Here is a 17,113-nt window from a genome sequence, read left to right as displayed (position 1 = left end):
CCCCCGGGGAGCGCGCGTCGTCGGAGAGGTTGGGGTAGGCGGTCCACCCGAAGCTGGGGCCGCCGTCCGGGGTGAGGAAGCCGGAGATGGCGATCAGGGCGCCGAAGAAGAACAGCCAGAAGCTCAGCGCGTTCAGCCGCGGGAACGCCACGTCGGGCGCGCCGATCTGCAGCGGCATGATGACGTTGGCGAAGCCCGCGAACAGCGGCGTCGCGAAGAAGAACATCATGATCGTGCCGTGCATGGTGAACAACTGGTTGTACTGCTCGTTGCTCACGACCTGCAGGCCGGGCTGCGCCAGCTCCCCCCTGACGACCATGGCCATCAGCCCGGAGAGCGCGAAGAACCCGAACGAGGCGATCAGGTACAGGTACCCGATCTTCTTGTGGTCGGTGGTGGTCAGCCACTCGACCACCACCTTGCCCTTCTCGCCGCGTACCGGCGCGGTCAGTGATGTCGTCGGCTCACCGGCCGGCCGTTGGACGTCGGTCACGAGAACACTCCTTGGGTCGGGCGATCGGCCGGGGTACGGGGCCGCGCACGTGTCAGCACGTCGGCGGAGCGGACGGCGCCACGGGTTCGGCGGTGGCCTGGGAACCGGTGGCGGTGGCGGGAGGACGGCACGGCTGCCGCATGACCAGCGGGATCACCACCATCATGAAGGTGACCGCGGCCAGCATCACCGCCGCGAGGGCCACCGCGGCCCGGGGCGGCCGCCAGGAGACGTCCTCGGACGCGTTCTCGGGCGGCGCGGTGAACTCGGTCAGCCGCCGCCGCAGCCCCGGGTCCTGCCGGCCGAGGTCGGCGTCGAGCCGCCGCAGCACCGTCCGCTCGTACTCGGACAGACCCACCGGCATCACTCCCCCGCCCCTCATGGCACCCATTCGTGCGGCCGCGAGAACTGCTTTTACCCCCGCCATCACCGCGAAACGCGAGGGGTCAAGAAATACGATCGGCGGGAATAGCCGCTGCTGTCGCCCCCTGAATATCCGGACATCGGCCTCGAAACTCGCAATCCGATTGCCCGCATTCTGGAATGATCTTTGCGGGTGGGCTATGGACTGTGCGGCGCGCCCATGAGTGTGCGCGGCGTCCGCCGCCGGCGCCCGGCGGCGGCGTACCACTGGACGGCGACGACGACCGCCAGCGCGACCTCGACCAGGTCGCCGCCGTAGTACATCAACTGCGCGGCGGCGTGCAGGTCGCCCGCCGCGAAGTCCGTCCCCGGCGGGGGCACGGCGTACAGGGTCTTGGCGAGGACGGCGTGCGCCGCTCCGGCCGCCAGCAGCGTCCCCCCGCGGAGCAGCAGCCCCCAGCGCCGCCGCACCGGGTCCAACTGACAGATCGCGGCGGTGAACAGCAGCCCGGCCGCCACCACGTGCACGTGGACTAGCGCGTGCAGGACGGGCCGGTCATGCGCGGCTGCCAGCAGCGGCGTCCGGTACAGCACCCACAGCCCGCCCATGTCCAGGACGGCCGCGACCGGCGGGAACAGCAGCCAGCCCGACACGCGCCAGTGCGCCACCGCCAGCAGCGCACGCCGCGGACGGCCAGGGCGCAGGGCCCGCAGCGCCAGCGTGAGCGGCCGCGCGAGCACCAGCAGCAGCGGCGCGACCATCCCGGCCAGCAGATGCTGCGTCATGTGGACGGTGAACGCCCCGCCCGGCCACGGCGCGATGGCGGCGGCGGCCAGCGCGGCGCCCCCAGCGGTGAAGCACGCGTCCCGCCGCCACGGCCAGGCATCGCCGCGGCGGCGGAGCCTCCGCGCGGCGGCAAGGTAGCCGGCCACCACCAGCAACGCGCACACCACGGCCACCGGCGGCCCGACGTCGAAGGCCGGACCGTGGTCGTGGTGGTGCATCACCGCTCCCGGCCGGCCGACCGCCGCGCCCGCACCGCCAAGACCGCGCCGATGGCCAGCAGGATCAGCGCGGCACCGTTCCAGACCAGGTCATAGGGCAGGAGGTCGGGCACGTCATAGCGCACCTGGTGGATGCGGAGCACCTTGTGGTCGATCAGTCCGTCGAACAATTGGAAGCCGCCCAGCCCGAGGAACAGTCCGGCCCAGGCGTGCGCCGCCGACAATGCCCGGTCGCGCCGCAGATCGGCCCACCACACGAAACCGATCACGAGCCCCAGCAGTTCGGCCGTGTGCAGCAACCCGTCGGTGAGCAGGCCGATCGCCGGGGTGGAGCGGTCGTAGAAGTGGTGCCAGCCGAGCAGCTGGTGGAAGACGATCTCGTCCACCGCCGCCATCAGCGCCACCCCGATCAGCGCGGCGGACGCCATCGACCGCCCCGGCCGCACCTCGGACCGCCCGCCCGCGGGCACCGAAGAACCACTCATAGTCGCCCAACTCCACGGCAAAGGCTGCTGATCGCCCCCACCGACTACCCCGCCCGGCGGCGATCACTCGCCCGCCGGACGAGCGGCCGCGTCACCCCTGGCTGCGGCGGGTCGGGGTGAAGCGGACCGGCATCGACTCGTAGCCGGAGACGAAGTTGGCCGGACGGTGAGCCGGTTCCTCGGTGCTCACCGGTTCCAGGTCGGGGAGGCGGGTCAGGAGCTTGCCGAACATCACCTGGAGTTCCAGGCGGGCCAGGCTGTTGCCCAGGCAGAAGTGCGGGCCGTTGCCGAAGGCCAGGTGGTCGTTCGGGTGGCGGGTGATGTCGAAGGTGTCGGGGTCGGTGAACACCGCGTCGTCCCGGTTGGCGGACGGGTACAGCAGCAGGAGCGTGTCCCCTGCGGCGACGTCCCGCCCGTCGAGGACGGTGTCGCGGGTGGCGGTGCGGGCCATGTTCTTGATCGGGGACACCCAGCGCAGCATCTCCTCGACCGCGCCGGGGATCAGCGACGGGTCGGCCAGCAGTGCGTCGCGCTGCTCGGGGTGCCGGAACAGCTGCCACATGCCGCCGGAGATGACGTGCCGCGTCGTCTCGTCGCCGCCGATGAGGATGAGGAGCGACTCCTGCAGCAGCGAGTCGTGGTCGAGCCGGTGGCCGTCCACGGTCGCGTGGGTGAGGGCGCTGATGAGGTCGTCGCGGGGGCACTGGCGGCGGTCGGCCACGACGGCGGCGGCGTAGTCGTTGAACCCCTCGAACGCCTCGGTGGCGCGGACGAGGAGGGCGGGGTCGTCGCCGCCGGTCAGCGCCCGGAGCATGTCGTCGGACCAGGCCAGCAGCTTCTGCCGGTCCGCGGGCGCGAAGCCGAGGGCGTCGCCGATGACGATCAGCGGGAGCTGCGCGGCGAGGTCGGCGACGAAGTCGCACTCGCCGCGCTCGCAGACCGCGTCGATGATCTCGTCGCAGACCCGTTCGAGGTAGGCCCGGCGGCCGGCGACCCGCCGCGGGGTGAAGCCCGCGCTGACCAGCTTGCGGCGCAGCTTGTGCTCGGGGTCGTCCATGTCGATCATCATCGGCAGCGGGTCGGCGTCGGGCCGGATGCCGCGGTTGTTGCAGAACAGTTCGGGGTGCCGGGAGACGTACTTCACCGCCGCGTAGGTCGAGACTCCCCAGACCTCGCCGTGCGGGTCCCAGTAGAGGGGCGCGTTCTCCCGGATCCAGCGGAGCTCGGGGTGCGGGTCGCGGCCCCAGAACGCGCCGCTGACCAGGTTGATCGTGTCGTTGACCGGCTGCTCGCCGCGGGTGGTGGCGGGTGCGTCCACGAACAGGCTCCTGTCCCCGCCGGGCGTCACCAGCCCGGCGGCAGCGATGTGAAGTCGGGCTCGCGGCCCTCCGCGAACGCCGTCAGCGCCTCGATGTTGGCGGGCCCGCCCATGAGGCGGACGAAACCGTCGTTCTCCCGCTCCCGCGCCCGCCGGATCTCCTCGCGCAGCGGAGCGGTCATGTCGCGTTTGACCTCGCGGAGGCTGGAGACCGGGCGCTTCGCCAGCGTGCCGGCGACCCGGCCGGCCTCCGCCATCAGGTCGCCGGGCTCGCAGACCCGCCAGACGAGGCCCATCTCCTTGGCCTCGTCCGCGGAGATCCACTCGGAGGACAGCAGGACCCAGGCGGCGTTCTGCCGGCCGATCAGCAGCGGGAGCAGGTAGCTCGACGCGGCCTCCGGCGCGACGCCCAGGCTGGTGAAGGGCGTCTTCAGCCGCGCGTCGCGGGCCATCAGGACCAGGTCGGCGAAGCCGATGATGGTCAGCCCGATGCCGAGGCCGAGCCCGTTGATCGCGAGGATGAGCGGCTTGTCGAAGTCCTGCAGCGTGTCGACCAGGCCGAGGAAGCCGTGCCGGCCGGGCTTGAAGTCCGGGTTCGCGATGCGCTCGCCCATCTCCCGCAGGTCGGTGCCGGAGCTGAACGCGCGGCCGGTGCCGGTCAGCAGCACCACGGCGACCGAGGGGTCGTCGGCGGCCTCGCGGAGCGCGTCGGTGAGCGCGTCGTACAGGGCCTCGTTGAACGCGTTGAGGGCCTCCGGACGGTCGAGCGTCAGCGTCCGGACGCGGTCGGCGTCCTCGATCAGGAGCATCGGCGCGGGCACTCCTTCCGGACACCTGTCCAGTCAGCGTTCCGGCAATAATAGAACAGGTTCTACCAACGCGGTAGGTGCGCCGTCAGCCCTTGTGCGGGATCTGGTTCACGACCCCGCCGTCCATGACGAACTCGGTGCCCGTGGCGTACGACGACTCGTCGCTGGCCAGGAAGACCACGAACGCGGCGACCTCCTCCGGCTGCCCGGGACGGCCCAGCGGGATCGGGATCATGTCGTCGGGGATGCCCTCGGTGATCGGTGTCCGGATGAGGCCGGGGTGCAACGAGTTCACCCGGACGCCGTGCGGGGCGAGCTCGACGGCGACCGACTTGGTGAGCCCGCGCAGCCCCCATTTCGAGGCGACGTAGCCGTGCACCCCGGAGGTGCCGCGCAGCCCCTCGATGGACGAGTTGTTGATGATCGACCCGCCGCCGGCCGCGATCAGCGCGTCGGTGGCCGCGCGGATGCCGAGGAAGGGACCGGTGAGGTTGACGTCGATGATCTCCCGCCACTTCGCCTCCTTGAACCGGCCGATGGCGCCGCCGTTGACGATCCCGGCGTTGTTGAAGAGCACGTTGAGGCGGCCGAACTCGCCGACGGCGGTCTCGACGGCGGCCGTCCAGTCCTCGGCGCGGGTCACGTCCAGGTGGACGTAGCGGGCGGCGGCGCCCAGCTCGTCCGCGACGGCCCGGCCCTCCTCGTCGAGGACGTCGCCGATCACGACCTCGGCGCCCTCGGCGGCGAGCGCGCGGGCGGCGGCGGCTCCGATCCCGCGTGCGCCGCCGCTGACCAGGGCGACCTTTCCGGCCACACGTCCCATCGTCGATGTCCTCTCGGGTGCGGATCTCAGCGGGCAGGCGGGGCAGGCGGGGTTCAGCGGGGCAGGGTCGTCGCGAAGACGCCGCGGGCGGTGGTGAACGGCAGGTCGAGCGGGGTCCGCAGGCCCGGCGGCGCCGCGACCACGTCGGGGATCGCATTGACGATCCGCCCGGCGCCGGAGGCGATCGCGGAGTAGTTGTGGTCGCCCCGCGCGCTGGACGGGCAGACGTCCACGCGGTACGACGGCTCGCCGTCGATCTCGACCCGGTAGGAGCCGCCGTCCTGCGCGGGCTGCGGCCAGTCGGGGCGCAGGTCGCCGCGCAGGCGGTTGGTGTGGTCGATGACGAGGACCTCCCTGCCGCCGACGACGCCGCGGATCTGGAACCGCACGGCCGCCACCCCGCCCGCGGGGATGTGCCCGGCGGCGACGTCGAACGCCTCCGGTGCCGGCTCCTGCTCGAACCACTCGGTGATCTCGTCGAGCTCGAAACCGAAGCCCCGGGCCAGCATCCGGAGGCTGACGCCCCAGGACGCCGCGAGCATTCCCGGCCGGAACATCTTCGGCAGGTCGCCCACCGGCCGGCCGAAACCCATGAAGTCGAGGATGACGGGGCTGCCGTCGTAGCTCGCGTAGTCGGCGATCTCGAAGCAGCGCACCTGCTCCACCCGCTGGCAGGTGCTCGCGATCGCGAAGGGCAGCAGGTCGTTGGCCCACCCTGGGTCGACCCCGGTGACGAACAGGCTCGTCCCGCCCGTCCGGCAGGCGTCCTCGATCGGCTCGATCATGCCGTCCGGCAGCACGCCCCACGGGTACATCAGCGGCACCGGGGACGAGGCGACGACGTCGCTGCCCGATGCGAGGATCGTGCGGATGTCGGCGAGGGCCGCCGTCAGCCGGGTCTCGGCGAGCGCGCAGTACACCGTGCAGTCGGGCCGCGCGGCGGCCAGGGCCGCCGCGAGGTCGCCGGTGGCGGGCACGCCGGTGACCACGTCGAGGCCCGCGAGCTCGCCGGCGTCCCGCCCGACCTTCTCGGGGTTCGACACGACGAGCCCGGCCAGGTCGAAGCGGGGGTCCTCGATGAGCTGGGACAGCGCGATGCGGCCGACGTTGCCGGTCGCCACATGCAGGACGCGGAGGGGGGTGTTCACCTGACTGGACACCTGTCCACCTTAGAGTCGGCCGGGTGCCGCGACAAGTGCGCAGCCGCCGGTATCCGCCCGCGCGCGGGAACGGGCCGCCGCCCGAAGGGCGACGGCCCGTCCGCCGTTCCAGGTCAGGCCGGGATCACCCGGCCGTGTCCGCGGCCAGGCTCGCACCGAACCGGCTGCCCGCCGGGACGCCGTCCTTGCCGGCGAACCAGTTCTCGGCCACCACGGGCGTGCCGAACAGCGCCCGCCAGGGCATCGCGTGCGCGGCGCCCTTGCCGTCGTGCCCGGGGGCGCCGGCCACGATGCCCGCGGCCCCCGGCCCGAACGCCACCGCGGCACCGAACCGCGCTCCGGCCAGCGGCACGCCGCCGAACCCGTCGGTCGCCTGGCTGACGGCGCCGTCCACCCGCGGGGCGGCCCCGACCTGCACGCCGTGCACGCGGCCCGCGTCGGAGAGGCCGTTCACGTCCTCGCCGGGCGAGCCGATCGCCACCGCGACCTCCGGCGGTGCCGAGGCCGAGCGGACGACACCGGCCGCCACACTGCTGCCGAACCCGTCGCCGGCCTCGTTGGCGCCCGGAACCCCGGCCACCCCCTGGTGCACGGCCAGCACCTCGCCGACCTGCATTCCGTCGTAGCCGAGGACGGTCACCATCCCCGCGTCCGGCGCGTCGCCGATGTCCTCGCCGGGCACCCCGGCCGCCACGCGCAGCGGCAGCGCCGGGTCCCAGGCGGCGGCGACGCTCGCGCCGAACCGGTCGCCGGCCTCGGACGCGCCGCTGACGCCGGCGGAGTCCTGGCCGACGCCCACCTCTTCGATGGCGACGATCGGGTCCTCCACGATGTGGATCATCCCGGCGTCCTTCTTCGTCGAGACGTCCTCGCCGGGCACCCCGATCACCGCGGTCGGCTTGTCGAACGAGCCGGCCGCCAGCGCCGCGCCGAACCGGTCGCCGGCCTCCACGGTGCCGTCGAAGTCCTGGACGTCCTGGTGCAGCAGCTTGACGCCGTCGAGCCGGCCGGCGTGGACCGACATGACATGGACCATGCCCGCGTCGGTCTTGCTCTCGCCGTCGCCGAGGTCCTCGCCCGGCACGCCGGCGAGCACCAGGCCGCCCATCGCGGCCACGGCCGTGCCGAAGCCGTCGCCGGCCTCGGACCTGTCGCCCGCCCCGCCGGCGCCCTGGCCGAGGAGGAGCGGCTCGGGCTGCCCGTCCCGGCCCGGTCCGAAGACCACGTGCACCGCGCCGGCGCCCGAGTTCTCCCCGGGCACGCCGACGACCACGTCCTGCACGCCGTTCCGGTCGACGTCGGCCACCGCGACCGACGCGCCGAACCCGTCGCCCGCCTCCGGCGAGTCGGCGACGCCGCCGTCCCCCTGCCGGAGGGTCAGCCACCGGTCGCCGCACCGGACGTGGACGGCACCCGCGCCAGCCTTCCCGTCCACGGTCGCGGCGGGGTCGCCCACCGCCGCCGCGAGGTCGCACTCCTCGGCCGCGCTGCCCGTGCCGGCCTGCACGGGCACGAGCAGCGCGGCCACCGCCACCACTCCCACGATCTTTCGCGATCTGGTCATGAACGCCTTCCCTGCGGGGCTTTGCGGTGAAGTTCGTTTCGCAGATGTGACGCCCGATGACCAAGAACGGGTTACCGCGCGTTCATGAAATGATCTCCACCCGTTCACCGCCGGTGAGGAAGGACGCCACCCGCTCCCCCTCCTCGCCGACCGCGTTACGGTCGGCCTCGGCGAGGTGCTTGAGCGGGCTGACGACGACGGTGCCGGCCTTGACGGTCCAGGTGGCGGCGACCCGGCCGTCGACCAGGACGGCGCGTTCCCCGGCGACCGAGATCCCGCGATGGGCGTCGTCGATGATCCGGCTGCGGTCGTCGTAGCCGAGGATCGCGTTGTCGAACGCCGGGAGGAACCGCACCGGCGCGGGCGTGTCCGGATCGGGCCGCGGGGCGTCCGGCAGGTCGAGCAGCTCGCGGCCCCGCCCGTCCCGGAAGGCGACGAGTTCCCCGCGCAGCGCGGTGACCGCGGCCGGCAGCCCGGCGAGCCCGCACCAGGCGCGCAGGTCCGCCGACGCGGCGGGCCCGTACGCGGCGAGGTAGCGCCGCAGCATCGCCTGGCCGACCGGGTCGGCGGCGTCCGCCGGCAGCGGGTCGGGCTCCCGGCCGAGCCAGGACGACAGCAGGACGTGGCGGACCCCCGCCTTCGCGCGCCACACCCCGCGCGGCGGCGCCTGCGCCACGGCGAGCGCGGAGACGAGCATCTCGCCCAGGGCCCGCCGCGGCACGTCCGGCCAGCGGGCCGAGACCGCCTCGACCAGCTCGGCCATCGTGCGGGGCCGCCCGTCGCCCAGCACCGCGAGGCCCGCCTCGGCGAGTTCGTCCACGTCCACGCCTTCGAGTTCGCGGCGGTAGATCCCGGCCACCCGCTGCCGCAGCATGGCGGTGTGCCGGGACCGCCAGGCGAGGAGATCGGCGGCGGTGAGGAGGTGGACGGTGCGGCGCATGAGGTGCGTGCGGACGACGTGCCGCCCGGTCAGCAGCTCGGACAGCTCCGCCGGGTCGAAGGCGCGCAGCCGCGACCAGAGTCCGATGAACGGTTCCTGCGGCTCCTGCGCCTGCAGCCCGCAGAGGTGCGCGACGGCGTCGAGCACCGGCAGGTCCGATCGGTCCAGCAGCAGTTGCCGGGCGAGCGTGGCGCGGTTGAGCGCCCGGTCGTCCAGGACGGGCATGGTCGGCTCCCTGGGTGCGCGGTGGTCGGGTGAAGACCACGATGCCCCGAGAAGCGGTCACTTTCCGACCGCTTCTCGGGGCGCCCCGGGGAGGAGCCGTCACCTGCCGCCGCGGCGCACCTCGCGAACCGCGTCCTTGGCCTTCTCGCCGACCTGCTTCGCGGTTCCGGCGGCGCGGTCCTTGCGGCCCTCGGCCTCCAGGTTCGGGTCGCGGGACTCGCGCCCGGCGGCCTCCTTGGCGCGCCCCTTGCCCTGCTGCGTCTTGTTCTTGAGCTTGTCGAACAGCCCCATGGCCTCTTTCCCCTCGGTTCTCGGGCGGTGTCGTGTCCCCGGCGTCAGCCGGTGCGGCGCAGTTCCCTGCGGGCCCGCTCCGCCTCCTGGTGGATGCGCGCCTCGGTCGCCATCAGGTCCGCCTCGGCTCGCTCGGTCCGCATCCGGGCGTGCATCTCCCGGAAGGTCGGCACGCGGCGTCCCGTCCGCGCCTGCTTGGGGGCGTGCCGCGTTCCGCGCCGTCGAAAACGTTCCAGGACCCTCATGTCGTGCTCCTCTCCGCACCGGACGGCCAGCGATGTGCCCTGTACGCGGCGATTCATGCAGGGACGCGGGCTGACGTGGGATTTCTCCGCGACAGGCGAGGCTCAGCCGCTCGGCAAACCTTCGCAAATCCTTCGCCGCAGCCCGTTCGGCGGCGGTGCGGCGGGAAGCACGCGGTCGTGAGCGAACAAGCGCCCGCCGGGCCGGTCGTGCTGCGCGACGTCCGCGTCTTCGACGGGATGGACGACCGCGTCCGGACCGGCCACGTGGTGACCGAGGGAACGAAGATCAAGGCGGTGGGCGACGGGGAGCCGCCCGCGGCCGGCGGTTCCGGCACGGTCATCGACGGGCGCGGGATGACGCTGATCCCCGGGCTGAGCGACGCCCACGTCCACCTCATCCTGGCCGGCGCCACCCAGAGCGAGCTGCTGCTCGGCGGCGCCGGGCTCGGGCAGCTGAAGGGCGCGGCCGAGGCGCGGGCGATGCTGCTGCGCGGGTTCACCACCGTCCGCGACATGGCGGGCGACACCGGCGACCTCAAGCGGATGATCGACGCGGGCGCGCTGCCGGGCCCGCGCATCTACCCCAGCCAGGCGGGGCTGTCGCAGACCGCCGGGCACGGCGACTTCGGCATGGTCTACGACGTGCCGACCGCGCTGGGCGGGACGGCCACGCGCGCCGAGCAGCTCGGGCTCATGCGGGTCGCGGACGGCACGGCGCAGGTGCTGGCGGGCGTCCGGGAGCAGCTGCGGAAGGGCGCCTCCCAGATCAAGATGATGGCCGGCGGCGGCGTCGCCTCGGCCTACGACCACCTGGACGTCCTGCAGTACACCGCCGAGGAGCTGCGGGCGGGGGTGCAGGCGGCGGCCGACTGGGGCACCTACGTGGCGGTGCACGTCTACACCGGCGCCGGTGTCCGGCGGGCGGTCGAGGCCGGGGTGCGGGTGATCGAGCACGGGCAGCTGGCCGAGGAGGACGACGTCCGGTTCATGGCCGACCACGGTGTGGTGCTGTGCCTCCAGCCGTTCGCCGAGAGCGACCACCACTACCCGGACCCCGCGTCGGCGGAGAAGAACCGGCGGGTGTGCGCGGGGGTGGAGCGCGTCTTCGGCTGGGCGCTGGAGCACGGGGTGGAGCTCGCGTTCGGCACCGACCTGATGCTGGACCCGGCCGCGAGCGCCCGGCAGAGCGAGATGCTGACCCGCACGGCCCGGCTCGCGGGCGGGCCCCTGGCGGCGCTGCGGATCGCCACGTCCGGCAACGCCGCCCTGTTCCGCAGGTCAGGGGCCCGCGACCCGTACCAGATCCCGACCGCCGCCGACGCGGCCGCCTTCGGGGACGTGCCGCACCTGGCCCGGCTGGGGGTCGTCGCCGAGGGAGCCTGGGCCGACCTGCTCCTCGTCGACGGCGACCCCACGACCGACTTGGGTGTGCTCGCCGACCCCGCCGCCAACCTGAAAGTGATCATCAAGGACGGGCGCGTCCACAAGAACACCCTGCCGTAGCGGACGCCCTCAGGCCGGCGGGTCCGCCCGGCGCAGCACGGTCAGCGCGATGAGGGCGGCGGCGGCCAGCAGCGCCGCGCTGAGCGTCAGGCCGAGCGCGTAGCCGTCGTTGAGGGTCTCGGGGGTGACGGTCCCGCCGGTGCGGTGGTGGGCCGCGGTGCCGAGGGCCGCGAGGCCGAGCGACGCGCCGATCTGCCGCGAGCTGTTCAGCAGGCCCGAGGCGGTGCCGGTCTCGCGGGGCGCGACGCCGGCGGTGGCGATCGACACGAGCGGCCCGAGGCAGAGCCCGAACCCGGTACCCGCGATGACCGACGGGCCGAGGACGTCGGTGGCGAAGCCGCCGTCCGGGCTGATCAGGCCGAACCACCCGAACCCGGCCGCGGTGACCAGCCCGCCGGCCACCAGCAGGGTCCGCGCCGGGAGGCGGTAGCCGAGCTTCACGGCGAGCACGGACCCGGCGATCACCGCGAGGGCGAACGGCAGGAACATGAGCCCGGCCGGCGCCGGCCCGATCTCCAGGACCCGCTGCAGATACAGGGACATGAAGTAGAACGCCGAGGCCATCGCCGCGCCGATCAGCAGGTTGCAGGCGTTCGCGCCGCTGACGGACCGGTTGGCGAACAGCCCGAGCCGGACCAGCGGCTCGCGGGTGGTGGTCCGCTCGACCTGGACGAACGCGGCCAGCAGCGCCACGGCCGCAGCCAGAGTTCCCAGGGTGACCGGGGACGTCCACGCGTACTGGTCGGTGCGGACGACGCCGAACACCAGCAGTGTCATGCCCGCCGTCGCCAGGACGGCGCCGAGCACGTCCGGGCGCCCGCCGCGCGAGGCGGGCCGGTCGGCGGTGACGCCCCGCCAGGCGAGCGCCAGCGCGCCGGCGGCCATCGGCACGTTGACGAACATGACCCAGCGCCACCCGGCGTACTCGGTGAGCAGGCCGCCGATCAGGACGCCGAGCGCCCCGCCGGCCGCGTTCATCGCGCTCCAGACCCCGAACGCCTTGACGCGGGCCCTGCCCTCGGGGAACGTCGCCGCCAGCAGCGCCAGCGCGGCCGGGGCCAGCGCGGCGGCACCGATGCCCTGCGCGGCCCGTGCGGCGACCAGGTGCCCGGGTTCCTGGGCGAAGCCGCCGAGGAGGGAGGCGAGGCCGAACAGGCCGAGCCCGAGCAGCAGGACCTGCCGGCGGCCGTACCGGTCGGCCGCCTTGCCGCCGAGGAGCAGCAGCCCGCCGAACGTCAGCGCGTAGGCGTGGATCACCCAGGTCAGGCCGACCGCGCCGAAGCCGAGCCCGGCCGCGATCTCCGGGAGGCCGACGTTCACGACGGACAGGTCGAGCGAGACCATGAACTGCACGACGGCCACCGTGGCCAGCGTCAGCCCCGGCCGGCCGCCCGGGACGGCCCGCGCGTCCGGCGGCCTGTTTTTCGAACGTGTTCCGAAATTAGACATGGGAATCCCCTGGGTCATGTGGATCGGGTGGGGTCAGTGGCGGGCGGCGGGGGCGGTGAGGCGCCAGCCCTGGGCGCGTTCGCGTTCGCGCCAGTAGCGGGCGTAGCGGCCGCCGACCGCCAGGAGGTTCTGGTGCGCGCCCTCCTCCACGGTGCGTCCGCCGGCCAGGACGACGATGTGGTCGGCCTCGCGCAGCGTGTGCAGCCGGTGCGCGACCACCAGGACGGTGCGGTCCCGCGCCAGGGCCGCCATCGCCTGCTGCAGGGCGTGCTCGTTCTCGGCGTCCAGCGCGGCGGTCGCCTCGTCGAACAGGACGATCGGGGTGTCCTTGAGCAGCGCCCGCGCGATCGAGACCCGCTGCCGCTCGCCGCCGGACAGCCGGCCGCCGCCCTCCCCGACCCGCGCGTCCCAGCCGCCCGGCAGGCGCTCGGCGATGTCGTCCACCCGCGCCGTCCGGGCCGCGGCGCGGACCTCCGCGTCGGTGGCGTCGGGGCGGCCGACGCGCACGTTGTCCAGGATCGTCCCGTCGAACAGGTACACGTCCTGGAAGACCACCGAGATGAGGGACGTCAGGTCCTCGGTGCGCATCTCGCGGACGTCCACGCCGCCCACCCGCACCGCGCCGGCGGCGGGGTCGGCGAACCGCGCGATCAGCTTGATCACGGTCGTCTTGCCGGCACCGGACGGGCCCACCAGCGCGGTCATCCGGCCCTGCGGCACCCGCATCGACAGCCCGTCCAGCACGGGGGTGCCCGCGTAGCCGAACCGCACGCCGTCGAGTTCGACGTCCGCGCCGCGGGCCCGCCGCGACACCGCCGGCTCGGGCAGCGTCTCGGTGCCGAGCAGCGCGTCGATCTCGGTGACCGCGTTCCGCGCGACCCGGATCGCGCCGCCCAGCTCGGCGACGACCGTCACCGGCTCGACGAACCGGGCCGCCAGCACCAGCAGGGCGATCAGCTCGGCGGCGCCCAGCGAGCCGCCGAGCGCCAGATAGGTGCCGAGGGCCAGCAGGACGACGAACAGCGCCTGCGCGATGAAGCCGAGCGCGACGATGCCGGGCATCCCGGCGCGCAGCATCCGGCGGCCGGCGCGGTGCTGCGCGGCGAGGGCGCCGTCGAGCGCGGCGTGCCCCTCGACGGTCCGGCCGAAGGCCCGCAGCACCGGCTGGGCGCGGGCGAACTCCACGATCCGCGCGGCGGCCTCGGCGTGCACGGCGTCCGCCCGGCGGTCCGCGGCCTGCATACCGCGGCCCGCCAGCCGGTACGCCACCGCCATCCCCGCCGCGGCGACGGCCATCGCGGCGGCCAGCCGGGGGTCGAAGGCGACCATGGCCAGCAGCACCACCAGCGGCGTGACGACCCCGTCGATCAGCGGCCGGAGCAGGTGCGCCGGCACCGACATGATGTCCACGACGCGCTGCGAGGCGAGCCGGCCGAGCTCGCCGACGCGGTCGCCGGTGAACCAGGCGGGCGGCAGCTGCGCGACCTTGTCCCCGATGCGGTGGTGCAGGTCGCGGCTCAGCCGCGTGCCGGCCCGGTACCCGGCCACCGTCGCGGCGTGGCCGGCCACCGCGTACCCGGCCCACAGGACGGCGAGTGCGAGCACCCACGGCCAGGCCCCGTCCGGCTCGTCGCCGAGCACTTCCCGCAGGATCGGGACGAGCAGCACGAACGCCGCCCCCTGCAGCAGGGCCGCGGCGGTGAACAGGGCCAGCACGCGGCGCAGCGCACCGTCGTGCTCCGGCCCGAGCGCGGCGAACAGTCGGCGGATCATCCTCGTCCCTCCTCGGCCGCGCCGATCCCGGCGGGCGCGTCGTTCTGGAGCCGCCACATCCGCGCGTAGCGGCCGCCGGCGGCGAGCAGTTCCGCGTGCGTGCCCCGCTCGGCGATCCGGCCCCGGTCGAGCACGACGATCAGGTCGGCGCCGGCCACCGACGCCAGCCGGTGCGCGACGACGAGGACGGTCCGGCCGGCCGCCAGCTCCGACAGCGCGTCCTGGATGGACGCCTCCGCCTCCGGGTCGGCGTGGGCGGTCGCCTCGTCCAGCACCACGATCGGGGTCTCGGCGAGGATCGCCCGCGCGATGGAGAGCCGCTGCGCCTCCCCGCCGGAGAAGCGGACGTCCCGGCCGGCGACCGAGTCGTAGCCGCGCGGCAGCGCGGTGACGCGGTCGTCGATGGCCGCGGCCCGCGCCGCGCGGCGCACGGTCTCGTCGTCGGCGTCGGGACGGGCTAGGCGGATGTTGTCGCGCACACTGGCGTCCAGGAGCTGGACGTCCTGCAGGACGAACGACACCAGCCGGTAGAGCTGGTCCGGCGCGATGTCGCGCACGTCCACCCCGCCGATCGCGACGCTCCCGGCGGTCGGGTCGAAGAACCGCGGCAGCAGCTTCGCCAGCGTCGTCTTGCCCGACCCCGACGCCCCGACGAGCGCGGTCACGGTGCCCGGTTCGAGCACCAGGTCGATCCCGCTCAGCACCGGCCGGTCCGCGTCGTAGCCGAACCCGACCCCGGAGAACTCGACACGCGGCCCGCCGCGCAGGTCCGGGGTCCGCGGCTCGGCGGGCACGGCCAGCTCCGGCGCCGCGAGCAGGGCGCCCACCCGTTTCGCCGCCGCGTTCGCCGCGTCCATGTCCTCGCCGTGGAAGTCGAGCGCCTGCAGCGGGACGGAGAGCCCCAGCCCGAGGATCACGAACGGCAGCAGGTCGACCGGGGCCAGGTGCCCGGCGGAGACCAGGACCATGCCCCCGGTCAGCACCGTGAGCAGGAGCGTGACGGGGCTCAGCACCAGGGCCGAGGCGGCGCCCGCCCGGTAGCTCTTCGAGAGCCACGCGTCGAGGAAGTCCGCGAAGTCGTCGGCCGCCTGCGCGTACCGCCGGTGCGCGCGCTTGGCCTGCCCGAACATCTTCACCACGGCGATGCCCTCGACGAACTCGACGACGCTGCCGATGATGCGCTGCAGGGCCCGGTCGTAGGCGGCCATCTCCGCGGTCATGCTGGTGATCCGGAGGGCGAAGAGCCCGATGCCGATGACGATCGGGATCAGCAGGATCAGCGCCATCCGCCAGTCGACCCAGAACAGGTAGGCCAGCGAGACCAGCGACGTCACGACGACCGCGGTCAGGTCCAGCAGGGAGTGCGCGACGAGGTGGTGCATCGCGTCCACGTCGTGCTGGACCGCCTTGCCGATGCCGCCCGCGCCCCGGTCGGTGAACCAGCCGAGCGGGACGCGTCCCAGCCGGTCGACCAGGCGGCGGCGCACCGAGAGCTGGAAGTCCAGGTCCGCGCGGTGGGCGAGCAGCCCCGCCACCGCGGTCAGCAGCAGCCAGGCGAGCAGCGCGCCCGCCGCGACCGCGACGACCGCCCACGCCCGGCCGCGGTCGGCCGGGCCGTCCGCGAGCAGCACCCGGGCCAGCTCGGCCACCGCCGCGAACGGCACCACGGCCACCGCCGCCGCGACGGCCCGCAGCGCGACCGCCGTGCCGAGCGGCCGCCGGACGGGCCGCAGCAGCTCCCCGAGTCCCACGGTGCCCGCGGGTTCCTTCTCCGCCGTTGTCATCGTCCTCCGTGCCCTCCCTCGCGCCGGACCGACTTTCCGAACACGTTCCGAAAGTAACACCGGGGCGCCCGGCTGTCGACTGCCGAGGCCCTCGCCCCGGCCCCGCACCGTTTGGTGGCGGCGGACCGCGGGGCGGCATGATGGGGGGATGTCCCGACCGCCCGCACCGCACGGCCGCACCGGCCGCCCGCCCGTGACGTCCCGCACGCAGATCGTCACGGCGGCCCGCCGGATCATCGAGCGGGACGGCTGGGAGAAGCTGACGGTCCGGGGGCTCGCGGCCGAGCTCGGCATCGGCGCGACGACCCTGTACCACCACGTGCGGAGCAAGGAGGACCTGCTGGTCCTGGTGCTCAACCACTACCTCGGGCAGATCGAGCGCCCGGCGCTGCCCGGCGATCCGCGCGAGCGCATCATCGCGGCGGCCACCGCGGTGCACGACGCCGCCGCGGCCTGGCCGTGGGCGGTGGAGATCGTCACGACCGACGGCTTCGTGGGCCTCCTCGACGAGTCGGCGCTGTGGATGGTCGAGGAGATCCTGGCCGGTGCCGAGGACTACGGCTGCACGCCCGCGGACGCCGTCTACATCTTCCGGAGCATCTGGTACTACACGGCCGGCGAGGTCCTCGTCCGCGCCAACACCGCGCGGCGGCGGGCCGGCGTCCTCGGCCCGTTCTCGCTGGACCACATCGACGCGTCCCGGCTGCCGCGCCTCGCCGCCGTCGGCGGCGAGGAGTGGGCGGCGGTAGCCCAGCGAGACACCTACGAGACGGGCCTCCGGGCCCTGGTCGACGGCCTGCTGACCCAAACCACACCAAAGCCTGACTGAGCTTCGTTGACTTGCGGCGTGTTGCCCTTATGGAACGTTCCATAAGGGCAACAC

General features: G+C 74.1%; 17 protein-coding genes. 2 read left to right on the top strand and 15 right to left on the bottom strand.

Annotated features, from left to right (window positions below):
* From E1200_RS19125 to E1200_RS19070, 12 genes are all read right to left on the bottom strand, one after another.
* On the bottom strand, window positions 1-493 hold a 493-nt coding region (locus tag E1200_RS19125; RefSeq protein WP_207933426.1), incomplete at its 3' end, for a cbb3-type cytochrome c oxidase subunit I.
* Between the two features lie 52 nt (window positions 494-545).
* On the bottom strand, window positions 546-851 hold the full coding sequence (locus E1200_RS19120) for a DUF3040 domain-containing protein (RefSeq protein ID WP_165950375.1): 306 nt from the start codon (window positions 849-851) through the stop codon (window positions 546-548).
* A gap of 203 nt (window positions 852-1,054) precedes the next feature.
* Window positions 1,055-1,861, bottom strand: coding sequence for a cytochrome c oxidase assembly protein (locus tag E1200_RS19115; protein ID WP_131953406.1), 807 nt, complete (start codon window positions 1,859-1,861; stop codon window positions 1,055-1,057).
* Window positions 1,861-2,346 (bottom strand): DUF2243 domain-containing protein, encoded by a 486-nt coding sequence (locus E1200_RS19110; protein WP_131953405.1) that lies wholly within the window; start codon window positions 2,344-2,346, stop codon window positions 1,861-1,863. Before E1200_RS19110 ends, E1200_RS19115 begins: the two co-directional genes overlap by 1 nt.
* Window positions 2,347-2,437: 91 nt before the next feature.
* On the bottom strand, window positions 2,438-3,664 hold the full coding sequence (locus E1200_RS19105) for a cytochrome P450 (protein WP_131953404.1): 1,227 nt from the start codon (window positions 3,662-3,664) through the stop codon (window positions 2,438-2,440).
* Window positions 3,665-3,690: 26 nt separating this feature from the next.
* The gene (locus E1200_RS19100) at window positions 3,691-4,473 is read right to left on the bottom strand and encodes an enoyl-CoA hydratase-related protein (protein WP_131953403.1); all 783 of its coding nucleotides are present in this window, start codon (window positions 4,471-4,473) and stop codon (window positions 3,691-3,693) included.
* 85 nt (window positions 4,474-4,558) lie between these two features.
* On the bottom strand, window positions 4,559-5,296 hold the full coding sequence (locus E1200_RS19095) for a glucose 1-dehydrogenase (RefSeq protein WP_131953402.1): 738 nt from the start codon (window positions 5,294-5,296) through the stop codon (window positions 4,559-4,561).
* 53 nt (window positions 5,297-5,349) lie between these two features.
* A complete protein-coding gene (locus E1200_RS19090) occupies window positions 5,350-6,456 on the bottom strand; it encodes a dihydrodipicolinate reductase (protein ID WP_243708682.1) in 1,107 nt (368 codons plus the stop codon).
* A gap of 124 nt (window positions 6,457-6,580) precedes the next feature.
* A complete protein-coding gene (locus E1200_RS19085) occupies window positions 6,581-8,020 on the bottom strand; it encodes an FG-GAP repeat protein (protein WP_131953401.1) in 1,440 nt (479 codons plus the stop codon).
* An 82-nt stretch (window positions 8,021-8,102) separates the two neighbouring features.
* Entirely contained in the window at window positions 8,103-9,185 is a 1,083-nt protein-coding gene (locus E1200_RS19080) for a winged helix DNA-binding domain-containing protein (protein ID WP_131953400.1), read from the bottom strand.
* A 99-nt stretch (window positions 9,186-9,284) separates the two neighbouring features.
* The gene (locus E1200_RS19075) at window positions 9,285-9,476 is read right to left on the bottom strand and encodes a CsbD family protein (RefSeq protein ID WP_131953399.1); all 192 of its coding nucleotides are present in this window, start codon (window positions 9,474-9,476) and stop codon (window positions 9,285-9,287) included.
* Between the two features lie 44 nt (window positions 9,477-9,520).
* On the bottom strand, window positions 9,521-9,721 hold the full coding sequence (locus tag E1200_RS19070; RefSeq protein WP_243708681.1) for a hypothetical protein: 201 nt from the start codon (window positions 9,719-9,721) through the stop codon (window positions 9,521-9,523).
* Window positions 9,722-9,898: 177 nt separating this feature from the next.
* Here E1200_RS19070 and E1200_RS19065 point away from each other — a divergent pair, with 177 nt between their 5' ends.
* Complete coding sequence (locus E1200_RS19065; protein WP_243708680.1) at window positions 9,899-11,224, top strand: amidohydrolase family protein; 1,326 nt, start codon at window positions 9,899-9,901, stop codon at window positions 11,222-11,224.
* Between the two features lie 9 nt (window positions 11,225-11,233).
* Here the strand turns inward: E1200_RS19065 and E1200_RS19060 are convergent, their stop codons facing one another.
* From E1200_RS19060 to E1200_RS19050, 3 genes are read right to left on the bottom strand one after another with little or no spacing between them, the layout of a single operon-like run.
* Window positions 11,234-12,673 (bottom strand): MFS transporter, encoded by a 1,440-nt coding sequence (locus tag E1200_RS19060; RefSeq protein ID WP_131953398.1) that lies wholly within the window; start codon window positions 12,671-12,673, stop codon window positions 11,234-11,236.
* Between the two features lie 33 nt (window positions 12,674-12,706).
* Entirely contained in the window at window positions 12,707-14,446 is a 1,740-nt protein-coding gene (locus E1200_RS19055; protein WP_131953397.1) for an ABC transporter ATP-binding protein, read from the bottom strand.
* A complete protein-coding gene (locus E1200_RS19050; RefSeq protein WP_131953396.1) occupies window positions 14,443-16,230 on the bottom strand; it encodes an ABC transporter ATP-binding protein in 1,788 nt (595 codons plus the stop codon). The genes E1200_RS19055 and E1200_RS19050 overlap by 4 nt, the downstream gene beginning before the upstream one ends.
* 148 nt (window positions 16,231-16,378) lie before the next feature.
* On the opposite strand from E1200_RS19050, the gene E1200_RS19045 reads away from it, so the two are divergent.
* Window positions 16,379-17,059: a TetR/AcrR family transcriptional regulator gene (locus tag E1200_RS19045; RefSeq protein WP_207933425.1), complete on the top strand. Its 681-nt coding sequence runs from the start codon at window positions 16,379-16,381 to the stop codon at window positions 17,057-17,059.
* The last annotated feature ends 54 nt before the right edge of the window (window positions 17,060-17,113 follow it).

Source organism: Actinomadura sp. GC306, assembly GCF_004348665.1.
In the GTDB taxonomy this organism is placed as follows: Bacteria; Actinomycetota; Actinomycetes; order Streptosporangiales; family Streptosporangiaceae; genus Spirillospora.
Note: the sequence above shows the minus strand (reverse complement) of the source record. Positions and strands in the feature narration are given on the sequence as shown.

Bases quoted from the DNA above. Each gene is read 5' to 3' on its own strand.
- E1200_RS19110 (WP_131953405.1), bottom strand. From the start codon at position 2,346: ATGAGTGGTTCTTCGGTGCCCGCGGGCGGGCGGTCCGAGGTGCGGCCG.
- E1200_RS19095 (WP_131953402.1), bottom strand. From the start codon at position 5,296: ATGGGACGTGTGGCCGGAAAGGTCGCCCTGGTCAGCGGCGGCGCACGC.
- E1200_RS19050 (WP_131953396.1), bottom strand. From the start codon at position 16,230: ATGACAACGGCGGAGAAGGAACCCGCGGGCACCGTGGGACTCGGGGAG.
- E1200_RS19115 (WP_131953406.1), bottom strand. From the start codon at position 1,861: ATGCACCACCACGACCACGGTCCGGCCTTCGACGTCGGGCCGCCGGTG.
- E1200_RS19060 (WP_131953398.1), bottom strand. From the start codon at position 12,673: ATGTCTAATTTCGGAACACGTTCGAAAAACAGGCCGCCGGACGCGCGG.
- E1200_RS19055 (WP_131953397.1), bottom strand. From the start codon at position 14,446: ATGATCCGCCGACTGTTCGCCGCGCTCGGGCCGGAGCACGACGGTGCG.
- E1200_RS19045 (WP_207933425.1), top strand. From the start codon at position 16,379: ATGTCCCGACCGCCCGCACCGCACGGCCGCACCGGCCGCCCGCCCGTG.
- E1200_RS19085 (WP_131953401.1), bottom strand. From the start codon at position 8,020: ATGACCAGATCGCGAAAGATCGTGGGAGTGGTGGCGGTGGCCGCGCTG.
- E1200_RS19080 (WP_131953400.1), bottom strand. From the start codon at position 9,185: ATGCCCGTCCTGGACGACCGGGCGCTCAACCGCGCCACGCTCGCCCGG.
- E1200_RS19075 (WP_131953399.1), bottom strand. From the start codon at position 9,476: ATGGGGCTGTTCGACAAGCTCAAGAACAAGACGCAGCAGGGCAAGGGG.
- E1200_RS19100 (WP_131953403.1), bottom strand. From the start codon at position 4,473: ATGCTCCTGATCGAGGACGCCGACCGCGTCCGGACGCTGACGCTCGAC.
- E1200_RS19070 (WP_243708681.1), bottom strand. From the start codon at position 9,721: ATGAGGGTCCTGGAACGTTTTCGACGGCGCGGAACGCGGCACGCCCCC.